The organism is Mycobacterium mantenii, assembly GCF_010731775.1.
In the GTDB taxonomy this organism is placed as follows: Bacteria; Actinomycetota; Actinomycetes; order Mycobacteriales; family Mycobacteriaceae; genus Mycobacterium; species Mycobacterium mantenii.
The window spans coordinates 4046900-4068984 of the sequence record NZ_AP022590.1 but is presented as its reverse complement, the minus strand read 5'-3'; the positions used below and the strand labels follow the sequence as shown (position 1 = coordinate 4068984).

The window sequence follows — 22085 nt, the reverse complement described above, 5'->3', positions numbered from 1 at the left end:
CTCAGAAGTCACACTGTCAACAAAGATAACAGCGCGGTGACGGTAGGGCTACTTTCGAATTACGTTCGCTCGCTTGAGCTTTCGGTCTCCGATGCGGCGGTCTCGGTTCCGGCGGCTTCGGTGGTGGCCGTCTCGGTGGCGGCCGGTTCGGTGCGCTTGCCGCGGCGGGCCTGGTGTTGGGCCTGGTGTTCCTGGGCGATCGCCAGCTCGACCGCACCCTGAATCCGGTGAAAGCCCTTGCGGTCGTAGAGGTGTGTGACGATGCCGCCGAGCAGCAGACCGATGACGAGGCCGATCGACGTCATGGTCAGCGCCTGCGTCAGGCCGGCATCACCGCGGCCGCCGAAGTACAGCAGCGACCGGGCCCCGAGGAAGACCTGGTGCATCGGTTCGAATTCGGCCAGCCAGCGGAAGAAGGACGGCGTCGCCTCCAGCGGCACCGTGGCGCCGGCCGACGGCAGCCCGAGGATCACGAAGATGAGCATGCTGACCAGCAATCCCGCGGTGCCCAGCACCGAGAGCAACGAACTGGATGTGATACCCACCGCGGCGACCGCAAAGACACCGAACGCCCACAGTTGCCAGCTGTGATCGATGGGCATGCCGAGCCCGCCGGCGATCGCCAGGTACACCGCCGAGGTCAGCAGCCCCAGCAGCACCATCATCGCCCACTTCAGCAGCAGCGTCTGGAATCTGGAAATCCTGACCTGCTCGGCGAACCGATACACCGGGCCGAATTCGGCCGGCACGTAACCAAGCAACGCGTCCACCAGCGTGCTGACCACGATGCTTCCGGTGAATCCCGCGAGCAGCAGCAGGAGCGCGTAATAGAAGGCCGACAGGCCGTTGCCGGTTCCGTTGGGCAGCGGGTTGTAGACATTGGACTGGATCTCGATCGGGGCGCTCAGGCCCACCTGTGCCGCCCCGGCCAGCGGCGCACCACCGGTCTGCGCGGCCACTTCGGCCATAACCCGTTGTCCGGCTATGCCGTTGGCTATCCCCATCGCCGTGTTGAGGGTTTGGCCGGCGATGCTCGCACCGAGCGTGCCGGCCCGCGGATTGGTGGACACCGTGATCGAGGGCCGCTCCGCGCGGGCGGGCATCACCGCGCTGGTCGCGAAGTCCCGCAACCTCGACGAGAAGCTCGGCGGTATCAGCACCTGCCCGTACACCTGACCGGTGTCCATCTGGTGCTTGGCCTCGCTGCGGGAGAGCACGCGGACGTCGAACTTGTTCTTGTCCAACCCGTTGACCAACCGGTCGACAATCTGCGCGCCCCCGGGACCGGCGTCCTCGTTGACCACCGCGATGGGGAAATGGTGCAGGTTGGTCGTCGGGTTCAAAATGCCGCCGAGATAGAGCGCGCACAACGCCGACATCAACGCCACGGTGATGACCAGGGGTGCCGCCCAGAACCGCACGGTGCGGATCGCCTTGATGCTCCGGTTGGGGTTGGGCGCCGCGTGCTGCGGGTGCGAGTGAGGCATGCCGGCTCCTGTCTGTCGTGCCCACTCTATGGGCTGCGGCGCCGGCCCTCTATGGTCTCAGTCACCCAGCTTCGCGTGCATCTCCCAGATCAGCAGTTCCGAGGGCTCGCTCGCCGACACGCGCCGGCCGTCGGCGTCGGTGAAGCGCACCGCATCGCCCTCGTTCACCACACCGATTCCTTCCACGCCGGCCCGGCCTCGCGCCACGAAAAGGTGCAGGTAGGGGGCCCGCGGAAGGTTCACCGCCGCACCGGCCGACAGCCGGGTGCCGTGCAGCGCCGCGTTGCGGTTGTGCAGGGTGATCGCGGCGTCGTGGGCGGGCATTCCTGAGGCGATCGTCACAAGACCGTCCGCCAACAGCTTTTCGTCGATCTCATGCTGCTGGTAGCTCGGTGGAACACCGCCCTCGTCGGGCACCACCCACATCTGCACGAAATGAACCGGGTCGCTGGGGGAGTCGTTTCGCTCGGAGTGCAGGATCCCGCTGCCGGCCGACATGCGTTGCGCCAGGCCGGGATAGATCACACCGTGATTGCCGGCGGAGTCGCGATGGGCGAGTTCGCCGCTCAGCACCCAGGTCACGATCTCCATGTCCCGGTGTGGGTGGATGTCGAATCCCGTTCCCGCCGACACGATGTCGTCGTTGTTCACCAGCAGCAGCCCGAAATGGGTGTTGTCCGGGTCGTAGTGGTGACCGAAGGAGAAAGAGTGCCGGGATGTCAGCCAGGGGGTGCTGGTGACGGCGCGGTCCGCCGCATCCCTGATCTCCGTGGTGGCGGACACGACCCAAGCGTATCTTCGGCCGCGTCAGAGCACCGCGGCGGTGAGCAGCCTCTGGGCGTGCCGAAGTGCGGCCTCGAGGTCGGTCAACGTCAGACCGGTGGAGTGACCCAGGTGGATCTCTATCTGGTACTCCGGCTGGCCGTCATGGGCGAATATCGGGAGTACGACGAATTCGGCTGTGGCCAAATCTGTTTCGAGAACATCGGTGACCGACTGCAGGGTCACCATCGTCATCAGGGTGGTGAGCTGGCGGGTGACTTGGGATGTGGGCTCCAGCGAGGCCAGCACGTCGGCCAGCCGCGTGTGCAGCGACCGGTGGGTGTCGTCGAATCGCCATGCGCCGTAGCCGCGGGCGCGAATGTCGGCGAGTACCCCCAGGTGCTCGGCGATTTCGGTGCGGGTGAGCCGGGGCGTCACGCGATGTAACCAGGCTTGAACGGAGTCGTCATCGCGCCACGCCATGGCGACCAGGCCGAACGGCGGGTCGATGGGGAACCGCTGACCCACGGCGTGCTCGCCGTCGGTGGCATGGCCGACCGTGTCGACGGTGGTCAGATGGCGTGGGCCGATCTTCGACATCGAGCAGCCCGCCCCCAGCGCGTCGTGTAGGAAGCGCAGCGCGTCTCGGCCGCGGTCCAGCAGGGGAAACTGTTCTCGAAGCCCGTGGACCAGCCCGAACAATCCGCTGCCCAGCACGTAGCGGCGATCGCCGCGTCGGGCCACCCAGGCCCGTCTTTCCAGCTCGGCCAGCACCAGTGCGCACGTCGAGGTGCTGATCGCGCAGCTCTTCGCCAGCTCGGCCGAGGTCAAGCCCCGTTGTGAAGTCGACAGGGCGGCAAGGATATTCATCACCCGCGCGGTGGGTGGCGATTTCGCGCCCGAGTCGCTGTGAGTCTCGGCCATTGACGTAGCCACTGTCACCTCCTTACGATCCGTCCAAAATAGGAGGATATGCGTCCTAATATTAGGAGATAGTCGTGCTCAAGGTGGGAATTTGGGGGCCGGGTTCGATGGGGGTGATCGCCCTGCGTGGGGTGATCGACCATCCGGAGCTGGAACTGGTCGACGTCGTCGTGCACAGCGACGCGAAAGCCGGCCGCGACGCCGGGGAGTTGTGCGGCATCGCGCCGGTCGGGGTGGTGGCCACCCAGGATCCGGCGGCCCTGCTGGGCGGTGACGCCGACGCGGTGGTGTACGCGGCCGGTGCGAACCTGCGGCCGCTGGAAGCCGTTGAGGACATGGCGTCGATCCTGCGCGCCGGAAAGAACGTGGTGTCGTGTTCGGTGGTGCCGCTGGTCTTTCCCGACGCCGTCGACGCCGCCTTCACCGACCCGTTGCGACAGGCCGCGATCGACGGGGGAGTGTCGTTCTTCACCACCGGCATCGACTCCGGATTCGCCAATGACGTTCTGCCACTGGTCCTTACCGGGGTATCGCGGGTGATCGAGTCGGTGCGGGTGACCGAGATGTTCAACTACGCGACCTACCCGGACCGCTCCGCCGTCTACGAGATCCTGGGGTTCGGCCAGCAGCCGGACTACCCCGCCTTCGCGGCCCAGCCGGGGATCTTCACCTTCGGCTGGGGTCCGGTGCTGCATCAGCTGGCCGCCGGACTGGGCACCAAGATCGACAACATCGAGGAGAGCAACGAGCGGATTGCCGCCACCGAGTCGTTCGACACCCCCACCGGTCACATCGCGGCCGGAACCATCGTCGCGATGCGCTCGACGCTCACCGGTTACGTCGCCGGGAAGCCGACATTCGTACTCGACCACGTGACGCGGATGCGGGACGACATCGCCCCGGACTGGCCGCAGCCGCAGATCTCCATCCCGCCGAAGGATCTCGGCTACGGGCTAGCCTCCGGCCGCGGTCTGTACCGGGTGGAGATCGAGGGATCCCCGAGCATGCGCTGCGAATTCGAGATGGCCGAAGACGCGGACCACGACCTGGGTGCCCGCATCGCCGGTTCATCGCGAATGGTCAACGCCATCCCCGCGGTGTGCGCGGCCCCACCCGGTCTCCTGTCCGCGCTGGACCTGCCACTGATCACCGGCGCCGGTCTGGTCCGTCCGGTGCCGGGCCCGCCCCCGGACAGCCGGTTGTTCTAGGCTCGCTCGCCCGGATACGTCGCGGCGGCGAGCTGCAGAATCTCGGCGCGATCGGCCGGCAGGATGAACCCGGAGCCGATCGCGGCGTCGAGGGCGGCGGTGAACCGTTCGAGGTAGTGCGCGTCGCCGCCCGGATACAACCGCTGAATTGTTGCGGTGTCGAAGTGCTCTCCGGAGCCGAAGATCGCCGACATGATGCTCTCCTCGCCGCCCAGGCCCGACAGCCTGGCCACCGGCACGTCCACCCATGGGGTTCTGATGCCGCCCCGGGCGAGTCCGTGGTGGTCCAGAATGGGTTGCGGCGCAGCGCTTTCCAGGACCTCCAGCGGGTCCGCGCCCGGCGCCGGCTCGCCCGTGGCGACCCAGGCGTTCAGCGCGGCGAGCGCCGCCTGCACCACGTAGTGGTGCTGCGGACCGAAGTTGATGTTGTGCGGCAACTGCTGGCCCATCAGCATGTTGGTCGGCGTGTAGCCGGCCGCGAGGGCTTCCAGCGGCGCCGAGCCGCTGTCGATGAACGCCACCTGGATCGTGTAGTTGTCGGCGTGCGCGGCGCCGGCGATCTCCCAGACCCGCAGCCTGTCGTTGTCCGGCTGCCTGGCGAAGTAATAGCCGTCGCGCGGGCCGCCGAAAACGTCGGTTTCGGTGATGACGGTCAGCAGTGGGACGCGTAGTTCCGGGCGGAACGTAACAGCTTGTGTCGCAGTCGATTCGGAGAAGATCGAGCTGCCGTCCAGCGGGGCTGCCGGTCCGAAGCGGGAATGCACCAGGAAACCGTCATAGATGGGGTCCAGCGGATCGACGGCGTTTATGTAGGACGTGAGGAACATCGCGGACTGGGATTCGCCCAGTGCGATGACGCGTTGCGCGGGCAGGTCTCGGAGAATGGCGCCGTGTCCGCCACTTTTGATAAGCGCGCCGACCTGGGAGAAGATGTCGTAGGAGAACGCGTCGCCCGGATGGCGCAGGTCTGCATACCGTTGGGGGTCTTGGCTTTTCAGTGACATGTCCGCGCCGAGCAGGCTTTCGCCGCCGTCGATACCCACCCGCTGGGCCGACACCGCGACGTAGGCGAAACCAGAGCGCAGGATTTCCCGGTGCGCCATCATCCACACCGCGGCGGCGTCGATCCCGCCGCTCACGTTGAGCCATTCGACGAGCACCGTGCCGTTGAACCGGGCCGGGTCGGACGGCGTCAACGCCACGATGCGGGTGGTGTAATCGCCCGAGCCCGAGGGTGTCACGTCCCAGCGGCCATCGGGTCCCAGCTCGGTCGCCGGGGCGTAGCGGCAGGCCATCCCGGAGACGAAGAACTCCTCGGCGGCATAGCCCACGTCGGCCAGATCGAAGGCGCTCAGCAGCAGCGCCGGCTTGCCGGGGATCGGCGTCACCTGGGGGGTGTTCGTCATGAATGCAACCTTCTTATTCGTCACCCGCGGGCAGCGAGCCGGGCAGCCCAAATTTCGTGAATAACGTGTCGTCGAGGAAGGCCACCACGTGGGATACCTTCCCGCCCCGGACATCCAGCACGTTCAATTGAAAGGGAACGTGCACGTCGCCGGCGCGCATGTACATGGCCGCCGCGGGCTGGCCGTTGGCGATCAGCGGCAGCATGCGCATGTCCCCGCCGCCCTCCGCAGGGCACTGCTGATGGATGAGGGTGACGATGGCCTGCGCGCCCTGATACCAGCCGGTGTAGGGCGGCATCTCCCAGATCGCCTCGGCGGTGAACAGGTCGACCAGCCGATCGATGTCGTAGGTTTCGAACGCGGTGATGTAGCGCGCCAGCAGGTCCTGGGCTTCCGCCGAATCCGGTTGTACCAGTGGGTCTTCGGTGCTCGGTCCGATGGCTTCCAGCTGAGACCGGGCCCGCTGCAGCAGGCTGTTGACCGCGGTCGTGGTGGTGCCGACGGCATCGGCCACCTCGGCCGAGCGCCACTGCAACACGTCGCGCAGCAGCAGCACCGCCCGTTGTCGTGGCGGGAGGTATTGCAGCGCAGCGACAAACGCCAACCGCACCGACTCACGCGACCCGACGATGACCGACGGATCCGCCGGATGCTCGGTGGGCTCCGGCAACGGCTCCAGCCACGGCACTTCGCGGCGCTCCACCAACTCGGCGGTCGGGTCCGAACTCGGGGCACCCAAGCCCACCGGCAGCGCCCGGCGCTGGCGCCCCTCCAGCGCGGTCAGGCAGGTATTGGTGGCGATGCGATGCAACCAGGTCCGCATCGAGGACTTGCCTTCGAAACGGTCGTACGCCTTCCAGGCCCGCAGCAGGGTCTCCTGCACCAGATCCTCCGCGTCGTGCAGGGACCCGGTCATTCGGTAGCAGTGGGCCAGCAGTTCGCGCCGATACGGTTCGGCGTGCGCCGAGAAATCGGTGCCCACCTCCGGGGCGACCGCCGAGTATTCCACCGGGTGGGGGTGCCACCCGCTAGCCGGGGAGCTCATCCGCATGAGCCTACGCAGTGTCCCCGACGCGGGCCGCATCAAGAGCCATTACGCTGCCCGTAATGACTAGGACCCCCAAGTGAACCACTCCGAGCGAAGTTTCGACGGGTTCGGCGGTGTGCGCATCGTCTACGACGTGTGGACCCCCGACGGTGCCCCGCGAGCGGTCCTGGTGCTCTCCCACGGGCTCGGCGAATACGCCCGCCGCTACGACCACGTCGCGCGCCGCTTCGGCGAAGCCGGGCTGGTCACCTACGCGCTGGACCATCGCGGCCACGGCCGCTCCGGCGGTAAGCGGGTGCTGGTGCGCGACATCCACGAATACACCTCCGACTTCGACACCCTGGTCGGCATCGCCACCCGGGAACACCACGGCCTCAAGTGCATCGTGCTGGGGCACAGCATGGGTGGCGGAATCGTCTTCGCCTACGGGGTCGAACGCCCGGACAACTACGACCTGATGGTGCTGTCGGGGCCCGCGGTGGCTGCCCAGGATCAGGTGTCTCCGCTGCTGGCGCTGGCCGCCAAGGTGCTCGGTGCCATCGCGCCCGGACTGCCGGCGCAAGAACTCGACGTCGACGCCATCTCCCGGGATCCCGCGGTGGTGGCCGCCTACAAAGACGATCCGCTGGTGTATCACGGCAAGGTGCCGGCCGGGATCGGCCGCGCCTTGCTGCAGGTCGGCGAGACCATGCCGGAACGGGCGCCGGCGCTGACGGCGCCGCTGCTGGTGGTGCACGGGGAACAGGACCGGCTGATACCCGTCGCGGGCAGTCGGCGCCTCGTCGAGTGCGTGGGGTCCACCGACGTCGAGTTGAAGGTCTACCCGGGGCTCTATCACGAGGTTTTCAACGAGCCAGAGCGCGAGCAGGTGCTCGATGACGTGGTCTCCTGGATCACCGCTCGGTTGTGAGGCGGCCGTGTCGGCCCGCTCCCGTACTTTGGCGACAGAGCCAAGCGATGGGGAGGAGCGGCGCCATTGACTGACGACAAAATGCTGGCGCGCATTGCCGCACTGCTGCGTCAGGCCGAAGGCACCGACAACACCCACGAGGCCGACGCGTTCATGTCCGCCGCGCAGCGGCTCGCGACGGCCGCGTCGATCGACCTCGCGGTGGCGCGCTCCCATTCGGCCCAGCGCTCGGCCGCGCAGACGCCGACGCAGCGCACCATCACCATCGGGGCGGCGGGCACCAAGGGGTTACGCACCTACGTGCAGCTGTTCGTGGTGATCGCGGCGGCCAACGACGTGCGCTGCGATGTGGCCTCGAATTCGACGTTCGTGTATGCCTACGGGTTCGTCGAGGACATCGACGCCAGCCACGCCCTGTATGCGAGCCTGGTCGTACAGATGGTTCGCGCGTCGGACGCCTACCTGGCCTCGGGTGCGCATCGTCCCACGCCGACGATCACCGCCCGGCTCAACTTCCAGCTGGCATTCGGGGCGCGGGTGGGCCAGCGGCTCGCCGAGGCCCGCGACCAGGCCCGGCAGGAAGCCACCAAGGACCGCCGTCGGTCGCCGGGTACCGCTATCGCGTTGCGGGACAAGGAGGTCGAGCTGGTGGACTACTACCGCGGTGCGTCGAAGGCGCGCGGCACGTGGCAGGCCAGCCGGGCGTCGGCCGGGTATTCGTCGGCGGCACGGCGCGCCGGCGATCGGGCCGGCAAGCGGGCGCGGCTCGGCAACAGCCCCGAACTGCCCGGTGCGCGGAGCGCGTTGAGCGGGTGACTGCAGGGAACTCCCCACGGCGGGATTCTCAACGCTCCAAGGTTTATGCGGCCGAGGAGTTCGTCCGGACGCTGTTCGACCGTGCCGCCCAGTGCGGCTCCCCGGCGGTCGAGTTCTTCGGGACGCAGTTGACGCTGCCGCCCGAGGGGCGATTCGGTTCGGTGGACTCCGCGCAGCGCTATGTGGACGATGTGCTGGCGCTCCCGGCGGTGCGGCAACGGTGGCCGGGTGTGACCCCGCTGCGGGTGCGACCGCGGCGGGCCGCCACCGCCGCGCACTACGAAAACCGCGACGGCACAGGCATTATCGCGGTCCCCGATCGTGACACCGCCGACTGGGCGCTGCGGGAGCTGGTGGTGCTGCACGAAGTGGCGCATCATCTGTGCCAGGCCGAGCCGCCGCACGGCCCCGAGTTCGTTGCGACGATCTGCGAGTTGACGGAGTTGGTGATGGGACCCGAATTGGGGCACGTGCTGCGCGTCGTCTACGCCAAACAGGGCGTGCGGTGAACGCGGGCGACCCCGACGCGCGGGCGCGCGAGGTCGAAGCCCGGATGACCGACGACGAACGCTTCGCGCTGTTGGTCTCGGTGATGGGGGCCGGCGACATGTGGCCGGTGCGCGATGAGCGCATCCCCGCGGGCGTGCCGATGAGCGCGGGATACGTGCCGGGGATCCCCCGTCTCGGGGTGCCCGCGTTGCTGATGAGCGACGCCGGACTGGGCGTCACCAATCCCGGGTTCCGCCCGGGGGACACGGCGACGGCGCTGCCCGCCGGTCTGTCGCTGGCCGCCAGCTTCAATCCGTCGCTGGCCCGGGCCGCGGGCGAGGTGATCGGCCGCGAGGCGCGCAGCCGCGGGTTCAACGTGCAACTCGCCGGGGCGATGAACCTGGCCCGCGACCCGCGCAATGGCCGCAACTTCGAATACCTCTCCGAGGACCCGCTGTTGACCGCCACGATGGCCGCCGAGTCGATCGACGGCATCCAACGCCACGGCGTCATCTCGACGGTCAAGCACTACACGCTGAATTGCAACGAAACCAATCGGCACTTCCTGAATGCGGTCATCGATCCCGACGCGCACCGCGAATCCGATTTGCTGGCCTTCGAATTGGCCATCGAGCGTTCGCATCCCGGCGCCGTTATGACGGCCTACAACAAGATCAACGGCGACTACGCCGCGGCGAACTCAGCCTTGATCAACGACGTGCTGAAAGGCGCTTGGGCATACCGGGGATGGGTCATGTCGGATTGGGGTGCCACGCCGAGCTGGGAGTGCGCCTTGGCCGGCCTCGATCAGGAGTGCGGGGCACAGATCGACGCCCTGCTGTGGCAGGCCGAGTCCTTCGGTGCGCCGCTGCGCGAAGCGTACGCCGACGGCAGGCTGACCAAGGAGCGCCTGTCGGACATGGTCCAGCGGATCCTGCGGTCCGTGTTCGCCGTCGGTGTGGATCGCACCGATGCGGCCCCGGCGCCGGACCTGGCCGCGCACCACGAGATTGCGCTGGACATCGCGCGGCAGGGAACGGTGTTGCTGAGCAACCGGGGGCTGTTGCCGCTGGCGCCCGACTCGACGGTGCGCATCGCGGTCATCGGCGGTTATGCGCACGCGGGTGTGCCGGCCGGATACGGTTCCAGCACCGTGGTTCCGCCGGGCGGTTATGCGGGCGTGGTACCGATCGGCGGCTCCGGGCTGGAGGCCGGGCTGCGAAATCTGTACCTGCTGCCGTCGAGCCCGCTGGACGAGTTGCGAAAACACCTCCCGCAGGCCCAGATTGAGTTCGATCCCGGCGTCAGTCCGGCCGAGGCGGTGCGGGCGGCTCGCCGGGCCGACATCGCGATCGTGTTCGCGGTCCGCGCGGAGGGCGAGGGCTTCGACATCGTCGACCTCTCGCTGCCGTGGGGTCAGGACGAGCTGATCACGGCGCTGGCGGCCGCCAACCCCAACACCGTGGTGGTGTTACAGACGGGCAATCCGGCGTCCATGCCATGGCGCGACTCGGTCAACGCCGTTGTGCAAGCCTGGTTTCCGGGTCAGGCCGGCGGCCGGGCCATCGCGGAGATTCTCACCGGGAAGGTGAATCCCTCGGGACGGCTGCCGATCACCTTTCCCGTCGATCTTGCCCAGATACCGCGCCCGGAGCTGCCCGGCGCCGGTGAGCCGTGGGGGACGCCGACCACGACCGACTACTTCGAGGGCGCTGACGTGGGTTACCGCTGGTTTGCCCCGCGTGGTCATGATCCGATGTTCGCCTTCGGTCATGGATTGTCCTACACCAGTTTTGATTATCACGACCTGGTGGTCAGTGGCGAGGAAACCATTCGCGCCAGCTTCAGCATCGTCAACGCCGGCGAGCGTGCCGGGGCGGACGTACCGCAGCTGTACCTGACGGCCGCCGCCGGCGAACCCTGCTTGCGGCTGTTGGGATTCGAGCGGGTGGAGCTCGAGCCGGGGGAAACCCACCGGGTGACTATCGAGGCGGATCCGCGCCTGCTGGCCCGCTATGACGGCAGCGCCGGAAGCTGGCGGATCCGCCCGGGCGCCTATACGGCGGCGGTGGGTACTTCGGCGATCACCATGCGGCTCGACGCCACGGTCGAGCTGGCCGGCCGTACGTTTGGGCGATGATCAACCAGGGCTGACGCCCGAACGCACGACCGGCCCGACGGGTTACTTGACGGGGGTCAGCTCGTCGCCGCACGTGCAGCGGTACGGCTCGCCCGCACCCGAGCAGTGGCAGGGGACCTCGATGCGGACGCGACAGCCGCAGCCCTCGTGACCGCACGTCAGCTCGGTTCCGGCTTCGTAAGTTGCCATTTAACTCACCCTTTTCTCTGTGTGGTGACTGATGCGGTGCGGGTCGACCGCACCCTCACTATATACCCCCCATGGGTATACGGTAAATGCCTGCGGCCGGTTCGGTGCCGGCCCGGCCGCCCGTGCCGACGCCGTCGGGCGCGGCTAGCGTGGGTGCCATGACCGAGAAACCAACGCCCAAAGACGTCGACGCCTTCTTGGACAGCACCGTGGTGGACGGCGATCCGTCGTTGACCGCGGCGCTGGAGGCCAGCAGCGCCGCCGGATTGCCGCCGATCGCCGTATCGGTCCAGCAAGGGAAGTTCTTGAGCCTGCTCGCCGCTGCCATGGGTGCGCGCAGCATCCTCGAACTCGGCACCCTAGGTGGTTTCAGCACCATCTGGCTGGCGCGCGGCGCCGGCCCCCAAGGACGCGTGGTGACGCTGGAATACGAGCCCAAGCACGCCGAGGTGGCGCGTGGCAACCTCGAGCGGGCCGGCCTCGCCGATCGGGTGGAGGTCATCGTCGGGGCGGCGCTGGACACGTTGCCGACGGTGACCGGCCCGTTCGATCTGATCTTCATCGACGCCGACAAGGAGAACTACCCCGCGTACCTTCAGTGGGCGGTGCGACTGGCCCGACCCGGCACGGTCATTGTGGCGGACAACGTGATTCGGCAGGGGCAGATCCTGGAACCGGGCTCCGATGCCCAAGCGCGGGCGGTGCGTCAGACGCTGCAGGCGATGGGCGAGGATCCGCGGTTGGACACGGCGGTCATCCAGACGGTGGGCGCCAAGCACTGGGACGGCTTCGCGCTCGCGTTGGTGCGCTAGGCGTCAGCGCGGGTCGAGGTCGGCGACGGCCCGCTCGGCGGAGGTGAGTTCGCCGATCCGCAAAGCGGTTTCACCGGCGTACAGGGCGGCGCTGTCCAACCAGGATTCGGGCACGCCGGCCACCGGCGCCAGGGGGGTGAAAAAGGGGAGGGCCGTCGACTGCAGGCGCATCAGCGGCCTCGCATCGAAATAGCCCAACGCCGAAAGTGGGCGGCTGGCCACGTTCAGGGTGGCGGGCAGCGCCTTGGCCCTCCCGTCCGCCCCGCACCACCGGCGGGTGGCCGCGTTGGGCACGACACGATGGCGCAACGGCCAGCTCAGGCCGAACAGGTTGGTTTCGATCGTCTTGTCCGCCTGTAGAATTCGTTGCTGATATCCGCGGCTGGCGTTGGCCTCGTGCGTCAAGAGGAATCGTGTGCCGGCGATGACACCGTCGGCGCCGGCGTCCAGCGCGGCACGGGTGTCCGCGGCGGTGGCGATGCCCCCGGCCACGAACACCGGGTGGTTGGCGGCCGCGCCGAGGGCGCGCGGCAAGAAGTCCAGGGCCGGCATGGTTCCCACGAGGTGGCCGCCGGCCTCCCGTCCCTGAGCGATCAAACCGTCGGCGCCACCGGCGATCGCGGCGCGCGCCTGCGCCTCGGTCCCCACCATCGCGAAGACGAAGATCCTCGCAGCGCGCAGGTGCTCGACGAGTCCACGTTTCTCGCCGAACGCCACCACGACGACGTCCACCCGGGCGTCGACGCAGACCTCGACGTGACGGCGATGAACGAAGGGGACCAACAGGTTTACCGCGACGGCGCGGCGCGGTGCCTCGTCGCGCACCCTATCGATCGACGCGCGTAGCCGGTGGGGAGTGTCGATACCCAGCGTGCCCAGTCCGCCCGCCCGGGCGACCGCGCCCGCCAGTGACGCGCCCGCTAGCCCGCCGCCCATGCCGGCCTGCCCGATCGGCACATCGAGGCGCAGCCGGTCCGCGATGTCCATGTCGCAAGACGCTACGCGGTCCCTCGAATTGGGCGCCGCGCGGGCGTAATCTTGATCACAGATGGATGGGTGCGTCCGCCCACAGTGCTTGTTACACAACGGGCTTGCCGCATAACAGAAAGGTCACAAAATGAGTACAGTCCATTCATCAATCGATCAGCACCCCGATTTGTTGGCTCTTCGCGCGCGCTATGAGCGGGTCGCCGAGTCGATGAGCGCGCACGTCACGTTCGGTCTGGCCCTGCTCGCGGGGCTGTACGTGGCCGCGTCGCCGTGGATCGTTGGATTCAGCGCCATGGGATCGCTTGCCACGTCCGACCTGATCGTCGGGATCGCGGTGGCGTTCCTGGCGTACGGGTTCGCGACGACGCTGGACCGCGCGCACGGTATGACCTGGACGCTTCCGGTGCTCGGCGCGTGGGTCATCGTCTCGACGTGGATCCTGCCGGGTGTCACGCTGACCGCCGGCATGACCTGGTCGAATGTCGTCGCGGGTGCGTTGTTGACGTTCTTGGGCCTCAACGCGACCTACTTCGGCATGCGCACCCGTGCCGCGGGCACGCATGCGTAGACCCGAACTCGGTTAAGCCGCAGCGCTTTTCGTACGGCCCGGGCCAATCCTCCCGAATCCTCCAGGCCCGGGCCGACGATCAACCGCGGACCGCGCCGATCGCGGCCGGTGTCAAGCAAGGCGTCGATACGACGGATAGCGATCTGCAATCACACGCTGGGAGGCGTCGCCGCTAGGCCCATTTCTTTGGCGGTTGTTGTTCCGGTACCCAGAAATGCCATCCGGGCGGCGCAGGCGGCCAGGACGGATCCGGTTTCCAATCCTGCGACGGTGTCCAGTCCTGCGGCGGAGCCGGCCATCCCGGCGGGGGATTGAACCGCATCGAATCGGTTCCTGCAGAGCCGGTCTGGAACCCAGGCGGGTTTGCGGGCCAGGGATTCTCCGGCCGGATCCCCGGATGCACGTTCGGGTCCGGTCCGGGACCCTGATGCGGCCCCGAATACGGCGGCGTGGGGTAGCGGTAGGAATCAAGCGTTGACCCGCCAGCCTTCCACGCGCCCTTGAGACGTTCCTTCAGGCCGCGCGCCTTGTCCGGGTTCCTCATCAGATAACCGCCGACTGCCGCCACGAGGACGACGGGCACCACAAAGAATGCCGATCCAAAGCCGCGGCCGAAGAAGAAGAAATGTGAGCGGCGTGAGCCTCGGCGGGCGACGAACTCGACGGTCTCGGCCACACCGCCCGAGCCGTTGGGACCGTGGAGCGACCAGAGCACGTCAAGTGTTGTCGACACGTTCTGAACCGCCTTAATGCTAGAGAGCTAGTTGGTTACTTGGCATATCCGCCAATCGTTCGCCCGTCAACGACGGCAAGCGATCACGCCGGGTTTCACTGTGTCGGTGGCCGGGTGTGGAACGTTCCGCTCGTCGACGGGGCGCGGCGCTGGAGTTCGGCGAGTAGCCGGCCACCGAAGGCCTTGTATAGCCCGTAGCCGTCCATGCTCTTTGTGAGGGGCACCGGGATGAAATACACGCGCTGGCGCCGCCAAGTCCAGCTGTCAAGGTGCGTCGAAAGGAATATCCAGCCGGACGGGTCAGGCCTTAGCGCGACATGAAAGTTCAACGGCTTCCAGGTGCTCCCGCGGACGGTGAAGTCCGCACGGTCTGGCGTGGAGCCGTTGAACTGCACACTGGACAAAGGCCCGCGAAGGGTGTTGGCGACGTCGACCGCGGTACGGATGGCCTCGTCTGCGGGTAGCTGCGTTTGGGCATGCAACCCGGCCTTTTCGTGGTAGCCGTGCCGGAAGCAGATGGCCCACACCGCGATCACCAGGACGAGTGCCGCGATTTTGGCGCCTGAGCCCCCGGAGAGAAACAGGATCAGCGCGATGAAGCCACCGACAGCACCCGCGACCAGCTTCAGGCGCCCGGGAGCGGCCAGCCACTGGGTGACTTTCTCTGCCGACACCGCCGACGGAAGTTGCGGTCCTTCGGACCCGTAGCGCGGGGGTGTGTTGTAGCCGGGTGCAGCACCGGGAGGCGCATAGCTGTTCGATTGTGGGTCTGCGGTCCGGCCGAAATGGGCTGCGGCTTGGCGGTGGTAGTCCGCGTGCGGGTCAGCGTGGGAAGCGCCCCAGACGGTGTTCGGCTGGGCCGCGCTGTCGTGGGGGGGTCCCGGGTGCCAGCCGGACGGCGCCGGCCCGGTACTCGGTGACCACTGCGTCGGCGGATCGACGGGATGGCTGACCCGGGCGCCGAAAGGCGGATATTCCGGCGGACCAGAGTATGGGGTGCCCGACGGCGGACGAGGCGCGCGCGGAGTGGGAGGGGTTGGACCTGTTTCTGGGTAGGGATAGCCCGCACCGAAATCGCTCGGCGGCATCTTGTCGCTCATCACCTGGATATAACACGCGGCCACCGAGGCCGAGCCGAGATCGTGCTCAGATTAGTACGAACGGCTGACACAGCGATTGCCGACGTCTGAAGTCGGGGTCAACAGAACGGATCAGAGGTCGCTGAGGCTGAGGATGCCATCTTCGATTGCCCGCGCGAGCAGTGCGGGTTTGGTGCGCGCCGGCCGGCCGGCCGCGGCGTATTTCGCCCGCGCCCGTTGCAGGTGGGTGCGCACAGTTGTCGGCGCGATGAAGAGCCGTTTGCCGACCAGTTCCTTGCTCTCGGTTTGGAACCACGCGACGAGCACCTCTTTTTCCCTTTCGGACAGCTTGGTCCGGCCCAGGGCGTTGTCGTTGATCAACGCCTTGGTCATCTTGGGGCCCGTATAGGGCTCGCCGGAGTGTGCGGAGTGAACCGCAGCGACGAGGTGCTGCTGGCCTTCGGATTTGACGAGGTAGGTGAGTGCCCCGATCTCCAGACTGGTCAGGATCACTTCGTCGCTGAACATGTGCGAATACACGATGACGCGCTGGCCGGCGTTGCACAGGGTGGCCAGTGTCTCCCAATCAGGGCGTCGACCGTCGATTTGTAATTCGAAGATTAGGACATCCACCTCGTCGTTCGGATTCGTCGGATACCGCGCGAAGTATTGGTGCGGGTTGTAGAAGCTGCCCGCCACAGTGATAGGCGGGTCAGCCCGACTGCACCACGCTTCGATACCGGCATGAACTACGTCATGGTCATCGATGATCGCGACCTGCACCGACGCCGCCTCGTTGTCGCCAGCAGCCATGGCCAAAGCACCCTCCCCAGCGCCTGGTCAACATATCCAGAGCAAATGCAATCCCTTACGGGCCCCTGCCGGGGATTTAATCACGGACGATGACTTCGCGGGGACGTTTCGGCACCCGCGTGGACTCCTGTTTCTGCTGGCTGGCCCGGTGGTCCGAAAATCGGAAACCGAATCGCAGGGCCGTCAGATGTTCGGTGGCGTCCGCCGGTGGCATTAACCTTCTGGCGATTTGGGCAAACGCTCACCTCCGGTGTCCTGGCACCGCGCACCAGGATTTCAGCGATGCGCAATTGCTCTGCAGGGCAGCAAGTTTGGATCCAGACTTCGAAGGCCGTTGCGGGTGTCGACCGCGCTGACCCATCGGCCGCATTTCGATGGCCAGGATTCAACACAGTTGGTCGTGAGGGCGAGACGAGCGCGGCTAATGCTGTTGCATTTGCGGGATGCGGAGGATAACGAAGAACGCCGTGATGCGTTATCAGTCATTCGGACGACACCAACGCCCGTGGCGGCCATTCATAGCTTGCGCATAAGGCTTTTACAGTCATTTCAGGGATCCGGCGTCCGGCCGACGTGTAGCGTTTGCCACCGACCTCACCAAACAGGCGCAGCAGGGGGATGCAGCAAATGAAGTCGATGGCATTGGGGATCACAGCCGCAGCTGCTGTCATCGTGGGTCTGGGCACGGCCGCGCCGGCCAATGCGGACACGACAGCCACCGTCAAAGCACAGACTCAGCGCATGAACGGTCCGAACTTGAAATCCGGCCAAGACGGCGTATACAACGTTGGGCAAGTCCTTAACCTGGTCTGCCACAGTACGGGTCAGCCGGTGAAGGGATTCTTCAGTTTCAACATTCCCAATGGTGGCTGGGATAACTTGTGGTACAAGACTTCTGATGGCCACTACGTCGCCGATGTCGATATCGAAACGCACACGCTGAAGGCACTGGGGCCAGAATGCGGGGGCGGAGGTGGTGATGCACCTGCCCCGGCAGCGGCCAACGGCGATAGGGCAGGACAAGCCCTGGCCTGGGCGCGCAACCAGATGGCCAGTAACCCGAACAGCACGGTTCAGTGCGAGGTGTTCGTGGAGCAGGCTTATAACCACTCTTTCAGATATGGATCAGCAATCGACGCTTTCAACGACCTGAAGGCAAAAGGGCAAATTCACACGAATGCCGACAACATCCCTGCCGGAGCACTCGTCTTCACGAGCGATCCCCGATTCGACAATGGTTTCGGGCATGTCATGCTCAGTGAAGGCAATGGTCAATACCTCACCGCGAATTACTACACCGCCCCGCACATACGGCAAGTGCCACTGAATTCAAACGACCCTAACGACAAATTCCTCGGATGGGCGGTTGCGCCGTAGCCGCTCATCTCCTTTTCGTTTGGTGGTCAATATTCTGATAGCTCGCGCACATGCCGATGCGCATTTGCTGAGACCGCACTCTTGATCCGAAAAGACCATCGCGCGGTGCCCGCCGCAGCGGCAGAAGAACCCAGTTCGTCCGAAGAGCAATGGTGTTGCAGGGTTGCGGAAACCTATGGGCGGGCAATGCATGTTTTCTCGAATCAGCGCCTTGCAAACGCCGTTCAAGACCCTGGAGTTACCGTGGGCATCCCTGCCGATGACGGTGAGGTCAGCGAATTGAAGACTATTGGTGGGTGGGGCTACAGCCGGTGAGATCGGCAAAGCCACTCTGCGCCAACAGAATCCATCGCGGGCAACCGCCGATAGTAGCTGAGCCAGGCACACCGTGCCTCGAGAGAGTTTCATCGCCGGACGCGGTACGAAACGCGGTGTACACGGAGTCTGTTGCGGTGCCCACATCGATTGTGCAGGAAGCGAACTCACGGATTGAACGCGGTGCTGCCATCGACCGGGTGGGTGGTGCTGACCAGTTTGGCGTAGCAGTGGTCGCGGTCCAGATGGTGGTCTCGGCACCAGGCGAGCGCTCCGCCGGCGTCGGGGAAGACGACACCGGCGATGGTGACCCAGAAGTCGGGTGCGGAGAAGGTCGACCAGTCGCCCGTCCACAGCAGCCGGACTTCGGGGTACTGCAGCCGCAATTGCAGGTGTTCATGCAGAGTTGCGGCGTTGTCCCAAGTGATCCCGTCCGCGACCAGCCCGGGCCGTTTGGAGCTGAGCTGGGGCACCCAGCGGTCGGCGAGTCGGCTTTGGATGAAGGGGCGGTCGGCGTTGGCAATCGCGCGCAGGGCATCGAAGCTTGCCGACTCGTTGTCACCCGACGGCGGTGCCGCGGGTGAGACGGCGGTGCTTGGCGTGCTCGCTCCAGGATTCGGTGCGCCGGCTTGTGCGGTAGTCGTCGTAGAGCCAGCCTCCTGGCAGGCGACTATGAGGGTCTTGACGTCCAGGTCCGTTTGGCCTTGCTGCGGCGAGCCGCTGCTGGGCGCTTCGCTGGTCGAAACCGGCAGTCGCCAGAAAGTTCCCAGCGGAAAACGGAAGTCGTGCTCGATGGACGGCAGTGATCCGCTGGGACTCCCGGGGTCGGGCGCGAGGATGATCGGAGAGCTCGACAGGTCGAAGACCCCGGACGCCACGTTCTGGCCGCCCGAAGTGACGCTGATGCTGGTGCGTGAGGAGCTGAGCACGTCTCCACCGGGGCAGTAGGCGACAATTTTCATCCGGATGACGAGTCCGCCGGAGTCGCTGCGGATCGCTTCGGGTTGAAATTGGGGCGTGCGGCCGCATTTGGTGACCAGCCTGGTTCCGCCGGTGCCGGCTGAAGCCCCGCCGCCTCCCGCGGCGCCGGGGTCGGCGACTCCCACGTAGAACACCTTGGTGACTTTGTGGGTGTCCAGGTGGCCGTGCGCTGGGCCGACTGTTACCGACCAGCCGCCAAAGCCTTTGCTGATGCCCGAATCTTCGGCGTTTGCTTCTCCGCCGGGTCCCCACACGGCGATGAAGCTGGGCGGCACGGCCAGTGACGAAGTCGCGCGGCACCCGTAGTAGCCCACCCAGTCCGGGTGATCATCGGGTCGATCCCAGGCGCCGCCGATGCGCACGCGGCACTGAGTGCCGTCGTCGAGCACCAGCGCGAACGGGACTGGCGCGTCGGTGAGGGGTTTGCGCGGCGTGGTCAGACCCCTTGCCCCTATCCGGGACACCACCTGGGCAAACGGGTCGAGCACGCAAAGGACGTGTCCGGTGTCGCCCGCGGGCCAACAGGCGTCGGCCGAGTCGGCGGTGCCGCCGCAGGAACGGACGCCGCTCGACTTGTCGTAGCGCGACGGCGAGCCGAATGAACAGTCGATGTGATCACTGGACCGACTCGTGTCCTCTACCCAGCCGGATTGGATATTTCCTTGAGCATCAACGGGTTTCAAGACGAAAATATCGGGCTGGTTCATGCGGTGGTAGACGAGTGCGCCCCCGGCGACGACGGCGGCGACTACCGCCACCACGAGCAGCGCCCAACCTTTACTCACACCGATCCGTCGCGGGCCGGGGAGGACCGGCGCGCCGGGTGCCTGCGGCGGCGGCATTTCCAGGTGCGTTTGGGCGGGGGTGGGCTGCTCGGTGAAGAACTGCCAGCCCGGGGGTGCAGGCGGCCACGACGGGTCGGGTTCCCAGCCCGGCGGCGGCATCCAACCTGCGGGCAAGGGCCAGTTCGGCGGAGAGTTGAAGCGTGCCTGTGACATGACGGCCTTCCGGGTTCCGACGCGGTTCCGGACGTCGGTGGTCAGGGATCGGTATCGAGCCACCTCGGGGGCTGATCCGGTAGACCGATTTTCGTTGCCCCTCGGGGTCGCGTGTGTCGGCTCGCCGCGAAATTCGTACGTTCGACCGACAAGGGGTCAAATCTGCTCTCGGCCGGCTTCAGCAAAGTGCCGGCGTCTCAGAGTCGGCCGGGACTGCCCTGTCGGGTCAGACCGGCCGCTGGCCGTAAGGTAGCGCTGGTCGCAAGGTGTTGAGCGGGAGGGTAATCGGCAGGGTCAACCGCAGACCGCGCCGATCGCGGCCGAGCTGACCAGTTTCACGTACTTGGCCAGCACACCGGTCCTGTAGCGCGGCTCCGGGGGGGTGAAATCCTTTCGCCGAGAATCGAATTCGTCGGGATCGATCACCACGTCGAGCACGTGGTTGGCCACGTCCAGACGGATCCGGTCGCCGTCACGCAGGAAGGCGATCGGACCGGCGTCGACGGCCTCGGGGGCGATGTGGCCGACGCACAGGCCGGTCGTCCCGCCGGAGAAGCGGCCGTCGGTCAGCAACAGCACGCCCTTGCCCAGACCGGCGCCCTTGATGGCGCCGGTGATGGCCAACATTTCCCGCATGCCGGGGCCGCCCTTGGGGCCCTCGTAGCGGATCACCACGGCGTCACCCTGGGTGATGGTGCCGTCCTCCAATGCGTCCAGCGCGGCTCGCTCGCCGTCGAAAACCCTTGCGGTGCCTTCGAACACATCGGACTCGAAACCGGCCGACTTGACCACAGCACCCTCGGGCGCCAGCGATCCGCGCAGGATGGTGATCCCGCCGGTCGGGTGGATGGGGTTGCTCAGCGCGCGCAGTACCTTGCCGTCCGGGTCGGGCGGGGCGATCTTCGCCAGGTTCTCGGCCACCGTCGCACCGGTCACCGTCAGGCAGTCGCCGTGCAGCAGCCCGGCATCCAGCAGCGCCTTCATCACCACCGGCACCCCGCCGATGTGGTCGACGTGGGACATGACGTGGCGGCCGAACGGCTTGACGTCGGCCAGGTGCGGAACCTTCGAACCGATCCGGCTGAAATCGTCGAGCGACAGCTCGACCTCGGCCTCGTGGGCGATGGCCAGCAGATGCAGCACCGCGTTGGTCGAGCCGCCGAACGCCATCACCACCGCGATCGCGTTCTCGAACGCCTCCGGGGTGAGGATGTCGCGGGCGGTGATGCCGCGCCGCAGCAGTTCGACGACGGCCTGGCCGCTGCGCCGCGCGAACCCGTCGCGGCGGCGGTCGGTCGCCGGCGGCGCCGCGCTCCCAGGCAGCGACATCCCGAGCGCCTCGGCGGCGCTGGCCATCGTGTTGGCCGTGTACATGCCGCCGCACGCGCCCTCACCGGGACAGATCGCGCGCTCGATGGCGTCGACGTCCTCGCGGGGCATCAGGCCGCGGGCGCAGGCGCCCACCGCCTCGAACGCGTCGATGATGGTCACCTCGCGCTCGCTGCCGTCGGACAGCTTGGCCACCCCGGGCAGGATCGACCCCGCGTACAGGAACACCGACGCGAGGTCCAGCCGTGCGGCGGCCATCAGCATCCCCGGCAGCGACTTGTCGCAGCCGGCCAGCAGCACCGACCCGTCCAGGCGTTCGGCCTGCATCACCGTCTCGACGCTGTCGGCGATCACCTCGCGCGACACCAGCGAGAAGTGCATCCCCTCGTGGCCCATCGAGATGCCGTCGGACACCGAGATGGTGCAGAACTCGAGCGGGTAGCCGCCCGCGGCGAACACGCCCTCCTTGACCGCCTTGGCGAGCCGGTCCAGGGACAGGTTGCACGGGGTGATCTCGTTCCACGACGAGGCGACCCCGATCTGCGGCTTGGCGAAGTCCTCGTCACCCATGCCTACGGCCCGCAGCATGCCCCGGGCGGCGGCCTTCTCCAGACCGTCGGTGACGTCACGACTACGCGGCTTGATGTCGGGGGTTGCGGCCGAATCGGTGGTGGGCATCGTTCAAGTATGCGCTGGCCAGTCGCGATCCCA

The 22085-nt window shown here is 66.9% G+C and carries 19 protein-coding genes and 1 pseudogene; 8 read left to right on the top strand and 12 right to left on the bottom strand.

All coding sequences use genetic code 11. The annotated features are described in order from the left end of the window. Nucleotides 1-59: 59 nt before the first annotated feature. From G6N50_RS18360 to G6N50_RS18350, 3 genes are read right to left on the bottom strand one after another with little or no spacing between them, the layout of a single operon-like run. Nucleotides 60-1487, bottom strand: a complete 1428-nt coding sequence (locus tag G6N50_RS18360) for a YhgE/Pip domain-containing protein (RefSeq protein WP_083097609.1) — start codon at nucleotides 1485-1487, stop codon at nucleotides 60-62. Nucleotides 1488-1544: 57 nt separating this feature from the next. Next, a complete protein-coding gene (locus G6N50_RS18355) occupies nucleotides 1545-2270 on the bottom strand; it encodes a pirin family protein (RefSeq protein ID WP_083097611.1) in 726 nt (241 codons plus the stop codon). A 24-nt stretch (nucleotides 2271-2294) separates the two neighbouring features. Beyond that, nucleotides 2295-3185, bottom strand: coding sequence for a helix-turn-helix domain-containing protein (locus G6N50_RS18350; protein ID WP_179970031.1), 891 nt, complete (start codon nucleotides 3183-3185; stop codon nucleotides 2295-2297). Between the two features lie 62 nt (nucleotides 3186-3247). On the opposite strand from G6N50_RS18350, the gene G6N50_RS18345 reads away from it, so the two are divergent. Beyond that, nucleotides 3248-4381, top strand: coding sequence for an NAD(P)H-dependent amine dehydrogenase family protein (locus G6N50_RS18345; protein ID WP_083097615.1), 1134 nt, complete (start codon nucleotides 3248-3250; stop codon nucleotides 4379-4381). Here G6N50_RS18345 and G6N50_RS18340 read toward each other — a convergent pair. Together G6N50_RS18340 and G6N50_RS18335 are read right to left on the bottom strand one after the other, a co-directional pair. Next, complete coding sequence (locus tag G6N50_RS18340; RefSeq protein WP_083097617.1) at nucleotides 4378-5787, bottom strand: alpha/beta hydrolase domain-containing protein; 1410 nt, start codon at nucleotides 5785-5787, stop codon at nucleotides 4378-4380. The two genes, G6N50_RS18345 and G6N50_RS18340, sit on opposite strands and share 4 nt — an antisense overlap. A gap of 13 nt (nucleotides 5788-5800) precedes the next feature. Next, nucleotides 5801-6958: pseudogene (locus G6N50_RS18335) on the bottom strand (sigma-70 family RNA polymerase sigma factor). Here G6N50_RS18335 and G6N50_RS18330 point away from each other — a divergent pair. From G6N50_RS18330 to G6N50_RS18315, 4 genes are all read left to right on the top strand, one after another. Continuing rightward, nucleotides 6951-7745 carry an alpha/beta hydrolase gene (locus G6N50_RS18330; protein ID WP_372509907.1) on the top strand — a complete coding sequence of 265 codons (795 nt, stop codon included), beginning with the start codon at nucleotides 6951-6953 and terminating at the stop codon, nucleotides 7743-7745. The pseudogene G6N50_RS18335 and the gene G6N50_RS18330 overlap by 8 nt on opposite strands. A gap of 66 nt (nucleotides 7746-7811) precedes the next feature. Continuing rightward, the gene (locus tag G6N50_RS18325; RefSeq protein ID WP_083097623.1) at nucleotides 7812-8561 is read left to right on the top strand and encodes a DUF2786 domain-containing protein; all 750 of its coding nucleotides are present in this window, start codon (nucleotides 7812-7814) and stop codon (nucleotides 8559-8561) included. Beyond that, nucleotides 8558-9070: a TIGR04338 family metallohydrolase gene (locus G6N50_RS18320; RefSeq protein WP_083097625.1), complete on the top strand. Its 513-nt coding sequence runs from the start codon at nucleotides 8558-8560 to the stop codon at nucleotides 9068-9070. The genes G6N50_RS18325 and G6N50_RS18320 overlap by 4 nt, the downstream gene beginning before the upstream one ends. A gap of 44 nt (nucleotides 9071-9114) precedes the next feature. Then, nucleotides 9115-11190 (top strand): beta-glucosidase, encoded by a 2076-nt coding sequence (locus tag G6N50_RS18315; protein WP_083097718.1) that lies wholly within the window; start codon nucleotides 9115-9117, stop codon nucleotides 11188-11190. A gap of 42 nt (nucleotides 11191-11232) precedes the next feature. On the opposite strand, the gene mymT is transcribed toward G6N50_RS18315, so the two are convergent. Continuing rightward, a complete protein-coding gene (gene mymT / locus G6N50_RS18310) occupies nucleotides 11233-11379 on the bottom strand; it encodes a copper-binding metallothionein MymT (RefSeq protein WP_082951234.1) in 147 nt (48 codons plus the stop codon). Nucleotides 11380-11537: 158 nt separating this feature from the next. Here mymT and G6N50_RS18305 point away from each other — a divergent pair, with 158 nt between their 5' ends. Continuing rightward, nucleotides 11538-12191: an O-methyltransferase gene (locus G6N50_RS18305; protein WP_083097627.1), complete on the top strand. Its 654-nt coding sequence runs from the start codon at nucleotides 11538-11540 to the stop codon at nucleotides 12189-12191. 3 nt (nucleotides 12192-12194) lie between these two features. On the opposite strand, the gene G6N50_RS18300 is transcribed toward G6N50_RS18305, so the two are convergent. Further along, a complete protein-coding gene (locus tag G6N50_RS18300) occupies nucleotides 12195-13178 on the bottom strand; it encodes a nitronate monooxygenase (protein ID WP_083097629.1) in 984 nt (327 codons plus the stop codon). A 130-nt stretch (nucleotides 13179-13308) separates the two neighbouring features. Between G6N50_RS18300 and G6N50_RS18295 the strand changes: the two genes are divergently transcribed. Beyond that, entirely contained in the window at nucleotides 13309-13749 is a 441-nt protein-coding gene (locus G6N50_RS18295; RefSeq protein ID WP_083097635.1) for an SPW repeat protein, read from the top strand. Nucleotides 13750-13921: 172 nt separating this feature from the next. On the opposite strand, the gene G6N50_RS18290 is transcribed toward G6N50_RS18295, so the two are convergent. The 3 genes from G6N50_RS18290 to G6N50_RS18280 all read right to left on the bottom strand — a co-directional run bounded on the left by G6N50_RS18290 (nucleotide 13922) and on the right by G6N50_RS18280 (nucleotide 16374). Continuing rightward, complete coding sequence (locus G6N50_RS18290) at nucleotides 13922-14482, bottom strand: hypothetical protein (RefSeq protein ID WP_142275676.1); 561 nt, start codon at nucleotides 14480-14482, stop codon at nucleotides 13922-13924. A gap of 95 nt (nucleotides 14483-14577) precedes the next feature. Then, the gene (locus G6N50_RS18285) at nucleotides 14578-15156 is read right to left on the bottom strand and encodes a hypothetical protein (RefSeq protein ID WP_142275677.1); all 579 of its coding nucleotides are present in this window, start codon (nucleotides 15154-15156) and stop codon (nucleotides 14578-14580) included. Nucleotides 15157-15693: 537 nt separating this feature from the next. Beyond that, entirely contained in the window at nucleotides 15694-16374 is a 681-nt protein-coding gene (locus tag G6N50_RS18280; RefSeq protein WP_083097641.1) for a DNA-binding response regulator, read from the bottom strand. A gap of 627 nt (nucleotides 16375-17001) precedes the next feature. On the opposite strand from G6N50_RS18280, the gene G6N50_RS18275 reads away from it, so the two are divergent. Beyond that, complete coding sequence (locus tag G6N50_RS18275; RefSeq protein WP_142275678.1) at nucleotides 17002-17751, top strand: hypothetical protein; 750 nt, start codon at nucleotides 17002-17004, stop codon at nucleotides 17749-17751. A 482-nt stretch (nucleotides 17752-18233) separates the two neighbouring features. On the opposite strand, the gene G6N50_RS29015 is transcribed toward G6N50_RS18275, so the two are convergent. Both G6N50_RS29015 and ilvD read right to left on the bottom strand, forming a co-directional pair. Beyond that, a complete protein-coding gene (locus tag G6N50_RS29015; protein ID WP_179970030.1) occupies nucleotides 18234-20045 on the bottom strand; it encodes a hypothetical protein in 1812 nt (603 codons plus the stop codon). A 294-nt stretch (nucleotides 20046-20339) separates the two neighbouring features. Continuing rightward, nucleotides 20340-22052 (bottom strand): dihydroxy-acid dehydratase, encoded by a 1713-nt coding sequence (gene ilvD, locus G6N50_RS18265; RefSeq protein ID WP_083097645.1) that lies wholly within the window; start codon nucleotides 22050-22052, stop codon nucleotides 20340-20342. Nucleotides 22053-22085: the final 33 nt, after the last annotated feature.